The following is a 13,739-nucleotide window of genomic DNA, read 5'->3' as shown; positions in this document are numbered from 1 at the left end:
AAATATTTACAGTAATTTATTACTTCTTTGCTCGGTTTTTGCCGCACAAAACATCGTTTTATTCTTTTGGCACCCACAAAATTAGAAATTATGTTGCGAGTCAAATGTTTAAATCATGTGGACAGAAGGTAATTGTTGGTAGAGGCGCTTCAATTGGTTCTGGCGCAACCATCGAAATTGGAAGTCACTCAGGAATAGGACGAAACTGTTATTTAAATAATGTGGTTATGGGAAGTTATGTGATGATGGGACAAGATGTTTTAATTTTTCCATCAAATCATAATTTTTCAGATTTGGTTAAACCAATGTCTAAACAAGGTGCTGGAGAAATTAGAATTTTACATATTGAAGATGATGTTTGGATTGGTTCTAGAGTTATCATATTAGCATCAGTGAATAAAATAGGCAAAGGCGCAATTGTTGCCGCAGGATCTGTTCTTACTAAAGATGTTCCTGAGTATGCAATTGTAGGAGGTAATCCTGCAAAGGTGATAAAATACCGAAACCAAAGTAATACTGAATAAATGTTTTTGAATATGAATTTAGGGAATTTTAAAAAGAAACATTTATGACCGTTTTGCACTGCATCAATAGTCCGAGTATTGGTGGCATTCAAAAGTTGGTAATTGATCTGGCCGTTGAACAAAAAAATCAAGGCATAGATGTTTCCGTAATGCTTGATTCTAGAGAAGGCGCATATCTTAAACTGTTACTTGATAATAATGTCGAAATAATTGATTCTGGAATTTCTGGTGGTTATGATTTTAGTTTTTCGAAATTGAAAAAATTAAAATCCATTTTCTCGAAGTTTGAAATTGTACACCTGCATAATTTCTCAATGTTAAGATTGATGGCTATCAGCTCTTCAAATTCTGTGTATACCATTCATGGGCTGTCAAAAGGAGTGCGAAAAGAGAATATTATTAAATACACATTTAGAGAGTCTCTAAAAAATTATTTTTTAAATAAAGTAGATGTCTTTATAGCAAATTCTGAATATACCTTAGGTAAAGCTAAATCTCATTACGGTTTAAAAAAAACATACGCTAAAGCAATTTTAAATGGTATTCCCATTCCATCTGGTGAATCCCACGAATTTCAGAATACAAACTCTATTTTTACAATTGGTTTAGTGTCTAGGTTTACAGCAAGAAAACGTATTGATAGACTTATTAATGCCTTTGATATGTTCTTGAAAAATGAAGGAGAAGGTCAATTAATTTTAGTTGGAGATGGCCAAGCAATTGATGACATAAAAAGTCAGATAGAGAAACTCTCGCTTTCAGACCACATAGAATTAGTAGGTTATACAGATAAAGTATCAGACTATTACAAACAGTTTGATATTTGTGTGCATCCTTCAGATAATGAAGGTTTTGGTTTAGTTGCCGTTGAAGCCTATCTTCACGGCTTACCTGTTGTAGCGTTTAATGACTCAGGAGGATTAGTTGAAGTGGTGTTTCCTATAGAGCCAGAAAACATTATAGAAAATGAAACACAATTGGCTGAACGATTAGGCTTTTATTTTAAAAACAGGCAGCACATTGGTGATAAAGCAAATGAAAGGATTATGTACGCAAAGACTAATTTTAGTATGAAGAGAATGTCTTCAGACTATAATGATGTTTACAAGCAATTAATTAAAGGAACTTAAAAATCGATTGATTTATTATGGAATATTATTGGCCAAAGCTAAGTGAAAAAGGTATCGATACAGGTGTAATTAGAATTGGTTATGCGCATGGTTTAGGTAATTTATTGAATGCTTGGGCTAGATGTTATGTATATGCGTCTAAGAAGGGAAATGTCAAAAATATGATCGCTCCAACTTGGGCTCAATTTTCATTTAACCAATGGAAACATAACGATAAGGATAAACGATTGTACGCTGATTTATTCACAAATAAGTATTACATTAATGGATTGCGGAAGCAGTACTTGTTAAATACCCATCCAAAACTGGAGGTTAGTGAGGCAAGCTCCTCGAAAAAGCATGTTAAAACCTTTGAAATTGATGGCAAATCTGGTTTTAATGCGTTTTTACATGATCATCAATTAATTTATGATGAACTGATTAAAATTACAAGGCCAAAGCATAAAAAAGGATTAAATTTTGATTTTTCTAATGCGATTTCAATGCATATTAGATTTGGTGATTTTAAGCGTTACTCTAGAAGTACAGAACTCACGTTTTTCATTAAAACCTTAACTGAAATTAGAAAAAAACTGAATTCAAATATTAAGTGCTATATATTTTCTGATGCCGAAGACGGTGAACTTGAAGAACTCTTGAAGTTAGAAAACGTGGAAAGAATTACTTTTGGAAGTAGTATTTCAGATATTTTAGGATTGAGTAAGTCGAAAATGATTATAGCTTCAAAAGGAAGTACATTTAATAAATGGGCAAGTTTTCTTGGGAGGATGCCCATTATTTTTCCAGAAAAAAACTTTTTAAACCTGTACTACGACACTCCTAATTTGGAGTTAACACTTCAAGAAGATGAAGAAATCCCTGATTATTTTATAAATGAAATAAAGAAGGTTTTAGATTAGTTAGATTTGTCTTATGAAAACAAAAATTCTTTGGTTATCTCCTAACTTGAATCACTACAAATCAAGATTCCTTAATCACTTGGCAGTTGATGCATCGATTGATCTCTGTGTGTTTTCTGGTGCTGGACGAACAAAAATGGGTGACCAAGAATTAAAAGGAGATTGGAGTTTTACACAAATATATGTGGATGTTCCAAAAAAAGCCTTTGGTAACTCTAAGCTTGTAAAACACAAACTGAAATCGATTTTTAATGAGTTCGATTGGGTAATGATACCTGCAGAAAAAAAGAATCTTGCACTCTTTTTCTATGTAATGAAACTCCGAAGACAAAATAAAAATGTACGTTTGTTTTCTTATAACCATCCTGTTCTTAAATCTGGAAATGGTAAGATCACACTACTTGACAAGTTGCTTACAAAATTTTATTACAGAAAACTTGATCGCGTCGTTTTTTACACAGAACATAGCTGCGAATGGGCATTAAAAAACAAGTTTATTGTTAAGGACAAGGCGTATTGGGCAAACAACACTGTCGATAACACAGAAATAAAAAAACACTACACCTATCAATTGCCTCCTGAAAATACGCCATCTATTGTATTTATTGGTCGTTTAATTTCATCAAAACGAATTCCAGATTTAATTCATTACTATTCAGAATTGAAAAAACATATTCCAAATCTAGTATTGGATATTATTGGTGATGGTCCAGAAAACAACCTTATTAAATCGGCTTTAAAATCAGATGCAAATATTAATTGGCACGGCACATTAATTGACGAAGCAGCTATTGCGCCTTTAATGAAAAAAGCCTCGTTGGTTTTTATTCCTGGACATTCTGGACTCTCAGTAAATCATTCCTTTTCTTACGGCAGGCCATATGTAACATTGCAAGGTCCTAGTCATGCACCCGAATTGGATTATCTTGATGAAGGTCAAAATGGCTATGTGCTTGGCAATGATTTTGAATCTAATATTAATACCATTAAAGACCTTTTAACTAATAGAACGGTATTAGAGCGTTTTTGTACTAATGCTAAACAAAAAGGAGACTATCTTTCAGTGCAAAAATGGGTAGAACAGATGAAACAAAGTCTCATAGATGACTAATAAAAAACCTAAAATATTATTTATAGGACCAACACCACCTCCTTATTCTGGGCCTGAATTGAGTATGCAACAGTTTTTGGAATCTGACACCTTAAATGAAACTTTTGACATAAAATTCCTTAAAACAAATTTTAGAAGCGATAACACCAAAAAGGGAAAACTTGATTTTTCCATGCTAACCAACTTCTTTATTTTCTTTTCTAAACTACTTAAATTATTAATCTCAAACAGACTTAAATGTGTGTATTATCCTATTACGCCTACTCAAGTTGGCTGGATAGGTCGAGATGTTTGGACCATTCTTCTAAGTAAACTATTTGGCGCTAAAGTTATTATTCATTTAAGAGGAAGTCACTTCAAATTAAATTTTCAACAGTTTAATGGCTTAATTAAAAAACTAGTAGGCTTTAGTTTGAAAAGAGTAGATTGTGCTATTGTTCAAGCAAAATATCTTGATGATCAATTTTTTCCGTTCATTGACTCTACTAAGGTTTCAGTATTGTATCAAGCTATGGATGTAAATCAATATTCTGATGTATATGATGTTGAGGTTGAAAAAGGAAAGATACTTGTCATGGGTCATATGACTAAAGCTAAAGGTTATACAGATATATTAAAAATAATTCCTGACCTTTGCCACGAATTTCCTTTTGCAAAGTTTTATTTTGCTGGAAATATTAGAAAAGGAGAACGAGGTGTATTCTATAATCAATATACAGGAGAAAAAATAGACTACGAAGATCCTTTTGAAGCTGAACAAATTTTACTGAATTCAGTATATAAAAATAATTACGTAAACCTAGGTATCATTAGTGGAGACGATAAAATGAAACATTTGCAGTCAACAGATATATTTTTGACGGCCTCATATTCTGAAGGTTTTTCAAGATCTTTACTAGAAGCTATGGCTATTGGTAAACCCGCTGTATTTACACCTGTTGGTGCACATCGTGAGGTTTATAAAGATGGTGTACACGGATTTTCGTTCGTTCCAGGACAGTTAGATGATTTAAAGCTAGCATTAAAAAAACTGTTATCAAATCAAGATAAACGACAAGAAATTGGGACTGTAAATAGGAGTCATGTAGTTTCAAATTTTTCAATTGAAAAAATCGCTAATGATTTTAAAGTCATTATCTTAAATACATTGGCGTCATGAAAATTATTATTAGAAAAATGATTCATCATTTGGGTAATCTTCTTAGATTTTTCCAAATGTCTTTCCTGAGAGCTTCTGGAGCAAAAATTGGAAAAAACACCATGATCAGTCTTGGCGCTAAAATAGACGTAAGGCGAGGTAAAGTAATCATAGGAGATCATTGTTTGATAACACATGGTTGCTATGTTTTATCTCATGATGGCGCAGCACATATCATTAATCCTGAAGATAATGGAACAGGGTATGTAACTATTGGTGATCATGTTTTTATTGGCGTTAATACGGTTGTAATGCGAAATGTAACTATTGGAAGTCACTCTATTATAGGTGCAGGTTCAGTTGTAAATAAAGATATTCCTGAAGGCGTTGTGGCAGCTGGTAGTCCAATTAAAATTATAAAGGAATTAGAAAAACCATATAGACCATTACCAAAGAAACATATTAATGTAACATGATTTTAATTCCTATATTAATATACCTCGCAATGATTGTTGCGAAAAGCCAAAGAGGCCTATTTGCTTGTTTTTTAGTTATAGTAGCTACAAAATCAATTATTGATGCTTTTTGGGATTATCGTTTTGGTCCTTTGACTGTAATGTCTGTTCAAGGTGCATTAATTCCTATTCTATTTTATAGTATTTTATTTAAAAAGAATATCATACCTAAGGTTTGGATAAAAACAGCTAAAATCTACCTTGTTGCGTTGTCTTTAGGAGTGGTTTGGGCTATTGCTGTGAGACCTGTGCCATCCTTTGAAATTATTGTGCTAAACCTAAATAATTATCTCGGATTTTTTCTAATTCCATTACTCGTAAATGATAAAAAACGCTTAAAACAGTTTTTGTTGGCTGTCATGATTTGCGGGATTTTTCCAATTGCAGTTAGCTTTTTTCAGTTACAAACAGGAATTCTATTTAGGGAACGTACAACTGTAGGTTTAGTGCGTTATGTTGGTTTTTACCATGATGGTTTTCCTGTTAGGTTTTATGGTTTAACTACCATCTTAGCCATTCTAATATATCAAGCAGTTTTTACTATTAAGAATCCGTATTTTAAAGTGTTTTTAATTGCTTTGGCAGGTGGAGCGTCCCTTTCCATTTATTTGGCATTTAGCAAGGCAGCTGTTGGTATTGTAGTATTTTGGTTTATACTTATTTTATTCTTTTCGCAAGCTAAAATAAAACAAACCATTTCAATTCTTATTGGTTTAAGTATTGTTTTACTTGTATTTGGAGATGTAGTATTCGATAATATTGAACAGTTATTTAGTAAAGAAACTGGTTACCAAAGTGGTGAGGTAAAGGATGCACGATATACATTGGCTGGTCGCGGTTATATTTGGCAAGAATATTGGGATCAATGGTTAAATCATCAGAGCGTATTTTTTCAATGGTTTGGTGACGGAATTGATAGAGCGGTTCACAACGAATTCTTTAGAATATTAGTAATTAACGGTATAATTGGTGTGATTTTATTAATTATGTTTTTTATCCGAATGATTAAACATGTATTTCAGATAAATAAAAATATTAGGGTGTTTGGGATGATGTTATTCGGAATGTACTTTTTTGACTGTATTGGTTTAGTTCCAGGATCATATTATTATTATAATATAATAGTTTGGGGTATCTTTGGCACTTTATTATTAAGTCCACAATTATTTATTAAAAGTAAAACACTATAATGCAACAACTCACACAAAAATTAGGTTCTGGTGATATGATAATTCAAGATGTACCTTATCCGCAATTAGGAAAAGGTATGGTCATAGTTAAAAATCATTACTCAATAATAAGTGCAGGTACTGAAGGCTCAACTGTTGTCGCTGCTCGAAAAAGTTTGCTTGGAAAAGCTAAAGAGCGTCCACAACAAGTGAAGCAAGTTATTGATACCCTAAAAAAACAAGGTCCAGTTCAAACCTATAGAGCAGTAATGAAAAAACTCGATGCGTATTCTCCTTTAGGATATAGTTCTGCTGGTGAGGTTATTGAAGTAGGTGAAGGCGTTACCGAATTTGAAGTTGGTGATAAAGTAGCTTGCGCTGGAGCTGGTTATGCAAATCATGCCGAAATTGTTACTGTGCCAATTAACCTTTGTGTAAAGTTAGATTCAAATACAAATCTAAAAGATGCGGCATACAATACGTTAGGCGCAATCTCTATGCAAGGTGTACGTCAAGCCGATTTACGATTGGGAGAATCTTGTGTTATTATTGGTCTTGGACTTCTAGGACAATTAGCAGCCTTAATTCTAAAAGCATCAGGCGTAACAGTTATTGGAATTGATGTTTCTGAAGCTGCCGTTAAGCAAGCCGCAGATAATAATGTAGTAGATTTAGGACTTACCAGAAATGCAGCAGGTGTTGAAGAACAAATTCAGAACGCAACAAATGGTTATGGAGCTGATGCAGTCATTATTGCAGCTGCAACATCTAGTTTAGATCCCATAAATTTTGCAGGAGCGATTGCTCGTAAAAAAGGGAAAGTAGTTGTGTTAGGTGCAGTTCCTACAGGTTTTGATAGAGATCCGTTTTGGTATCGTAAAGAATTAGAATTGAAAATGGCATGTTCTTATGGTCCTGGACGATATGATTTAAATTACGAAGAAAAAGGAATCGATTATCCATTGCCTTATGTGCGTTGGACTGAAAAACGAAACATGGAAGCGTTTCAGAATTTGATTGCTACCAAACGCATCGATATTGATTATTTAACGACGCATGAATTCGAATTTGAAAAGGCTAAGGACGCTTTCGATCTTGTCGTATCAAAAACAGAACCATTTACTGGGATTGCTCTAAAATATGATTTAAATAAAACGGTTTCGAAATCTAAAATTTCTACTTCTGAAACTGAGCAACTTGGTAAGATAAATATCTCTTTTATAGGTGCAGGAAGTTATGCACAAGGAAACCTTTTGCCTAATATTCCAGATACGAATGAAGTTGGACGAGTAGGTGTATTGACCAATACAGGTACCACATCTAAGCGAGTTGCTGAGAAGTTTAAATTTCAGTTTTGTGCAACAAATGAAGACGATGTGTTAGATGATAAAACAAATACTGTTTTTGTTGCAACACGTCATGATTCGCATGGACCTTATGTTTTAAAAAGTTTAGAAGCGAATAAAAATGTATTTGTCGAAAAACCGCTATGTCTTTTAGAATCTGAATTAGATGCTATTATCGCTTTACAATCAAAAACCAATAAAGCGGTTATGGTTGGTTTTAACAGACGATTTTCACCATTAACTGCAAAATTGAAAAAGGCCGTTGGAAATAATCCAATGACTATGATTTATAGAATTAATTCAGGTGCAATACCAGGAGATAATTGGATACAAGATTTAGAAATTGGAGGTGGACGTGTTTTAGGTGAAGTCTGTCATTTTATTGATTACTTGACGTACTTAAACGGAAGTCTACCAACAAAAATTTCTGCTTCAGCTTTACCAGATGCTAATCAATTAAATGATACCCTGAATATTTTAGTACAATTTGAAAATGGATCATCTGGTGTTATTGGCTATTATGCTAATGGATCAAAATCTCTGACTAAAGAATACGTTGAGGTGTTTTCAGCTGGAATGTCTGCAACACTTAACGATTTTAAAGAATTGAAAATTTTCGGAAAAGGAAAGCCAAAAAAAGATAAACTATTAAATCAGAATAAAGGCCAGAAAGAAATGGTAACTGCATTTGTAAATGGGTTACTTAATGATGGTAAAGCACCAATACCTTTCGAAGATATCGTTGCTGTAACAAAAGCCTCTTTTGGAGTTTTAGAATCTGTAAAACGTGGAGGACAGCAAGTTGAAATATAAGGTAGATTCAAGTTTTTTAAAATTGAAAGCCTATTGTGAAAGCGAAAACTTTAAAGGTTGGGATCCTTATGATGGGATGAATTCTAAAATCTTTCAAGCTTTGCCATTAAAACATTGGGATTTAGCACGATTAGCTTGGATTCAAGGATTTAAAAGAAGTCCAATTAACTTCCGAAAAGTATTATTAGTACCTAAAGAACACAATGCAAAAGGTGTTGGACTTTTTCTTTTAGGATATTGTCGTCTCTATAAATTAGCAGAAAAAGGTTGTGAAGACTTCGGAACAAAGGCTGAATTATTAAAGCGAATAGAAGATATTACCGAATTATTATTGAGTTTAAGAAGTCAAGGTTATTCTGGATCAGCTTGGGGTTATAATTTTGATTGGCAAGCACGACGTTTATTTCTTTTTAAAAAACATACACCAACCGTTGTAGCAACCTGTTTTTGTGTTGAAGCTTTATTAGAAAGCTACGAAATCACTAAAAATGAATCCGTTTTAAAAGAGACATTATCGGCTGCAGATTTTGTTCTTAAGGACTTATCAAGGACACCACATGGTAATGGAGTTATTTTTTCTTACAGCATTAAGGATGGTAATAATACGGTTATTAATGCATCACTTTTAGGTGCGAAAATATTAAGTTATTCTTATAAGTATACCAAAAATCAAAACCATGCAGATATGGCAAAGAAAGCGATTACTGCTGCTTGCGATCTGCAAGAAGACGATGGTTCTTGGATTTACGGATTACTTTCAGTGCAATCATGGAAAGATAGTTTTCACACAGGATTTAACTTAGATGCAATTCAAACCTACCAACAAAATACTGAAGACACAAGTTTTCAAAAATATATAGATAAAGGCACCGAATATTACATAGAACATTTTTTTGAAGATAACGGAATGCCAAAGTATTACCACAATAAAACTTATCCTATCGATATTCATTGTCCAGCACAGGTCATAGTTACACTTTCTAAGTTAGGTGTTTTTAAAGACCATGACGTACTTTTGTCAAAAGTTTTAGATTGGACTATCGATAATATGCAACATAAAAAAGGCTATTTTTATTACCAATTAAAAAAGGGAATGAGCTCAAAAATATCATATATGAGATGGAGCAATGCTTTTATGTTTAATGCAATGGCACATTATTTATTAGAAACTAAATCTGTTAAAAATGGAAGCTAAGTCATTAAATGGAGTGATGACTTTTGCTCCGAAATCTAGAGAAGAACTCATGCAATTTGCTTTCGATAATCATAAAATTATGGTGGCTGTGAATGCAGAGAAAATCCTTCATGCAACAGATGATAGTCGAGCACTTATAAACAGGAACTTAGGCTATCCTGATGGTATTGGAGCCGTTTGGGCACTTCAAAAAAAAGGAGCTAAGAATGTAGTTAAAATTCCAGGATGTGAACTTTGGTTGGATGTCGTTCAGAATTATTACAAAACAAAATCTTTTTATTTAGTTGGTGGAAAACAGGAAATCATTGAAGAAACAGTAGCTAAATTACAATCTGAATTTAAAGGCATTAAGATTTGCAATTTCAGAAATGGATATATAAAAACCGAAGACGAAGAACTTGCCTTAATTGAGGACATTAAAAAGCATCAGCCAGATGTGGTTTTTGTTGCTATGGGTTCTCCAAAACAAGAAAACTTGATGGAGAAAATTCAACAATCACATCAAGCCGTTTATCAAGGCCTAGGAGGAAGTTACGATGTTTATACTGGAAATGTAAAAAGGGCTCCAGAATGGTGGGTTAAAAATAATATGGAATGGACTTATAGACTTTTAAGTCAACCTTCAAGAATTAAGCGACAAATTCATTTAGTAAGATTTTTTGTAAACTTGCACTTAAATCGTTATTAAACGATTACAAAATTAAATTTCAATATGTATAAAATTACAATCATTGCTGGAGCAAGACCAAACTTTATGAAAATTGCACCAATTATTCATGCCATACAAAAAGCTAAAGAAGATGGCTTTAGTATGGATTATAGATTGGTTCATACAGGTCAGCACTACGATAAAAATATGTCTGGTAGTTTTTTTGAACAATTAGAAATACCAGAACCACATATGAATTTAGAGTGTAGTGGAGGTTCTCAAGCAGAACAAACAGCAAATATTATGATTAGTTTTGAAAAAGAGTTACTAGCTAATCCTGCTGATTTAGTACTTGTAGTTGGTGATGTAACATCTACTATGGCTTGCGCTTTAGTTGCACAAAAATTACAGACTAAAGTAGCACATGTTGAGGGCGGAATTCGTTCAGACGATTGGACAATGCCAGAAGAAATAAACAGATTAGTTACTGATAGTATAACGAATTACTTTTTTACTACTTCTGATACCGCTAATGAAAACTTGAAGCATAGTGGAGTGCGTGAAGATCAAATATTTTTTGTTGGAAATACAATGATTGATACCTTGTTGAAACAACAGCCAAATTTTGTACAGCCTCAAGTTTGGAGTGATTTAAATCTTACTGAAGGCAATTATATAGTAATGACACTTCATAGACCAGCAAATGTTGATGAAGAATCTCAGTTAAAAGATATGATTGATGAAATTACAGCACACACCAAGGATTTGCCCTTAGTGTTTCCTGTGCATCCAAGAACCGCGAAAATTTTAGAACGACTACATATAAGTCATCCAAGACTTCATATGGTTGAGCCTTTAAGTTACTTAGAATTTAATTATTTGGTTGAACGTGCTAAAGCAGTCATTACAGATTCTGGTGGAATAACAGAGGAAGCTTCGGTAATGCGAGTTCCTTGTTTAACTCTAAGGGATAATACTGAAAGACCAGAAACAATTAATCTTGGAACTAACGAATTGGTTGGAACTAATCCTAAAAACATGAAACCTTACTTAGAAAAACTGTTTTTAGGTAACTGGAAAAAAGGAAATGATATTCCATTATGGGATGGTAAAACGGCCCATAGAATTATCGAATCCTTAAAGGATTTATTACCAATTAGTTAGTGTATTACAAGTCTTCGTCATAAGTTTGTATTATATCGAAGATTATATGTGTTAGTTTTTAAATTCGTATCTTGCAATGCTATTAATTAAAAATATGATGTCGTCATATGTCATATTCCACTTATGATTAAAACATTACTCGAAAATTTTAATCCTGAAGACAGTCCATTAATTTGGTTAGTTTGTGCATTTGCATTGGCATTTACAATTGCTTATCAAACCTTTCCAACTATTTTATATGTAGCCAAAGAAAAGCACCTTATGGATGAGCCAGATAGTAGGAGTATGCACTCTAATATCACTCCAACATTAGGTGGAATTGGTATTTTTTTAAGCTTAGTTGTGGTAATGACTATTGTCGGAGCAATGCTTAATACTAAAGTGTTACTTCTTGTGATGGGTGGTTTAACAATATTGTTTTTTCTGGGTTTGAAAGACGATTTAACAGTGCTCTCAGCTCGTAAAAAGTTTGTAGGTCAATTGTTTGCAGCCTTATTGTTAATTGTATTTACAGACACACGTATTATTGGGTTTTCGAAAATTTTTGATGTAGATATGCTTCCGTATTGGGTATCTATTGGTTTTACGTTATTTGTGTATATATTAATTATAAATGCGTATAACCTTATTGACGGTGTTGATGGATTAGCGGGTTGTATTGCTTTACTAATAAGTATCATATTTAGCATTCTTTTTTACAATTCTGGAGATTTAAGTTTAGCAACAATTTCTGTCGCATTAATTGGTGCATTAATTGCGTTTTTAAGGTCAAATTTTTCTTCCAAGAACAAGATTTTTATGGGAGATACTGGCTCAATGATTGTTGGGTTTTTACTCGCATTTTTTACTATTAGTTTTATTTCCCAATCGCAAACTAATGTTGATTCAGAATATTTTAGAGCATCACCAGCACTTGCATTTGCGATGTTGTTTTTCCCTTTAATTGATACTTTAAGAATCTTTTTTATCCGAATTTTTATTCTGAAAAAAAGCCCATTCGAAGCTGATAAAAACCACATACATCATAGATTTATTCAATCGGGATTTTCTCATATCCAGACTACTTTTACGATAGTCCTTATAAATTTATTGATCGTAATTATTGCTTTTCATATGCTTCATTTAAATTTAAATACCCAAATTGGTTTACTTTTAATATATGGGTCAATACTGTATTGTTTGCCATTTGTAATTATAAGAGTTATGAATAAAAACAAAAAAAGTATAAAGATTTAGTTTTAATTTACTTTAAATCAACTCTTGCTCTTCTTTGTGATTCCTCTAAATAGATTATATTTGCTCCCTCAACAGATATTAGAATTATGAAGTTAAATTGTATCGTATTTTTATTTATACTCACGTTATCGTCTTGTGCTTCCAAGAAAGATATACTGTACATTCAAGACGCAAACGAAAATAGTAGTACCGAAATTAGCTACCAAAACTCTACCATACAACCTAATGATATTTTAAAAATAACGGTTGAAAGTATTGTGCCTGAAGCTGCTATTCCTTATAATAGAGGTGTAGCTGGAGGAGTTCCAAATAATAGTATACAAATATTACAATTAGAAGGTTATTTAGTTAGTAATGAAGGCACAATTAATTATCCAATCTTAGGTGAGATTTTGTTATCTAAGCTAACTACAAATGAAGCAGAAGAAAAGATAAGATTATTATTAACTGAAGGAGGTCATTTAAATAATCCAACAATTAGTGTTCGTCTTGTTAATGCCAAAATTACTGTTTTGGGAGAGGTTAATATTCCTGGGACCTATAATTTTACTGAGCAGAATATAACGATTTTACAAGCCTTAGGTTATGCTGGAGATTTAACAATTAACGGTAAAAGAGATGACATTATAATTACAAGAGATGTAGATGGTGTAAGAAAAATTACTCATATTGACTTAACTAAAACAGACTTTATGAATTCTGAGTTTTTCTATGTAAAACCCAATGATGTTATTATTGTTAACCCTAACAATCCAAGAGTTAAAAATGCTGGGTTTATTAATGGAACTGGGACAATTCTAACAATAGCGTCTTTAGTTTTAAGTTCAATCATATTATTGTCTAGGTAGTT

General features: G+C 32.7%; 13 protein-coding genes. All 13 read left to right on the top strand.

Features of this window, described 5'->3' with window-relative positions:
* The first annotated feature begins 104 nt into the window (after positions 1-104).
* The 13 genes from VOI25_RS00500 to VOI25_RS00440 all read left to right on the top strand — a co-directional run bounded on the left by VOI25_RS00500 (position 105) and on the right by VOI25_RS00440 (position 13,737).
* Positions 105-524 carry an acyltransferase gene (locus VOI25_RS00500; RefSeq protein ID WP_323786919.1) on the top strand — a complete coding sequence of 140 codons (420 nt, stop codon included), beginning with the start codon at positions 105-107 and terminating at the stop codon, positions 522-524.
* Between the two features lie 44 nt (positions 525-568).
* Complete coding sequence (locus VOI25_RS00495) at positions 569-1,654, top strand: glycosyltransferase family 4 protein (RefSeq protein ID WP_323786918.1); 1,086 nt, start codon at positions 569-571, stop codon at positions 1,652-1,654.
* Positions 1,655-1,671: 17 nt separating this feature from the next.
* Positions 1,672-2,553, top strand: coding sequence for a hypothetical protein (locus VOI25_RS00490; RefSeq protein WP_323786917.1), 882 nt, complete (start codon positions 1,672-1,674; stop codon positions 2,551-2,553).
* 13 nt (positions 2,554-2,566) lie between these two features.
* Entirely contained in the window at positions 2,567-3,664 is a 1,098-nt protein-coding gene (locus tag VOI25_RS00485) for a glycosyltransferase family 4 protein (protein ID WP_323786916.1), read from the top strand.
* Positions 3,657-4,823, top strand: a complete 1,167-nt coding sequence (locus VOI25_RS00480) for a glycosyltransferase family 4 protein (protein WP_323786915.1) — start codon at positions 3,657-3,659, stop codon at positions 4,821-4,823. The genes VOI25_RS00485 and VOI25_RS00480 overlap by 8 nt, the downstream gene beginning before the upstream one ends.
* The gene (locus VOI25_RS00475; RefSeq protein WP_323786914.1) at positions 4,820-5,278 is read left to right on the top strand and encodes an acyltransferase; all 459 of its coding nucleotides are present in this window, start codon (positions 4,820-4,822) and stop codon (positions 5,276-5,278) included. Before VOI25_RS00480 ends, VOI25_RS00475 begins: the two co-directional genes overlap by 4 nt.
* A 29-nt stretch (positions 5,279-5,307) precedes the next feature.
* A complete protein-coding gene (locus VOI25_RS00470; protein ID WP_323786913.1) occupies positions 5,308-6,507 on the top strand; it encodes a hypothetical protein in 1,200 nt (399 codons plus the stop codon).
* Positions 6,507-8,645, top strand: coding sequence for a bi-domain-containing oxidoreductase (locus VOI25_RS00465; RefSeq protein WP_323786911.1), 2,139 nt, complete (start codon positions 6,507-6,509; stop codon positions 8,643-8,645). Before VOI25_RS00470 ends, VOI25_RS00465 begins: the two co-directional genes overlap by 1 nt.
* 22 nt (positions 8,646-8,667) lie before the next feature.
* Positions 8,668-9,840 carry a delta-aminolevulinic acid dehydratase gene (locus tag VOI25_RS00460; RefSeq protein WP_323786910.1) on the top strand — a complete coding sequence of 391 codons (1,173 nt, stop codon included), beginning with the start codon at positions 8,668-8,670 and terminating at the stop codon, positions 9,838-9,840.
* Positions 9,830-10,528, top strand: a complete 699-nt coding sequence (locus VOI25_RS00455) for a WecB/TagA/CpsF family glycosyltransferase (protein ID WP_323786909.1) — start codon at positions 9,830-9,832, stop codon at positions 10,526-10,528. Before VOI25_RS00460 ends, VOI25_RS00455 begins: the two co-directional genes overlap by 11 nt.
* 24 nt (positions 10,529-10,552) lie before the next feature.
* Entirely contained in the window at positions 10,553-11,653 is a 1,101-nt protein-coding gene (gene wecB / locus VOI25_RS00450; protein ID WP_323786908.1) for a non-hydrolyzing UDP-N-acetylglucosamine 2-epimerase, read from the top strand.
* Positions 11,654-11,776: 123 nt separating this feature from the next.
* Entirely contained in the window at positions 11,777-12,889 is a 1,113-nt protein-coding gene (locus VOI25_RS00445; protein ID WP_323786907.1) for an MraY family glycosyltransferase, read from the top strand.
* Between the two features lie 86 nt (positions 12,890-12,975).
* On the top strand, positions 12,976-13,737 hold the full coding sequence (locus VOI25_RS00440) for a polysaccharide biosynthesis/export family protein (protein ID WP_323786906.1): 762 nt from the start codon (positions 12,976-12,978) through the stop codon (positions 13,735-13,737).
* Positions 13,738-13,739: the final 2 nt, after the last annotated feature.

Source organism: Psychroserpens sp. (assembly GCF_034670085.1).
Taxonomy (GTDB): Bacteria; Bacteroidota; Bacteroidia; order Flavobacteriales; family Flavobacteriaceae; genus Psychroserpens.
Note: the sequence above shows the minus strand (reverse complement) of the source record. Positions and strands in the feature narration are given on the sequence as shown.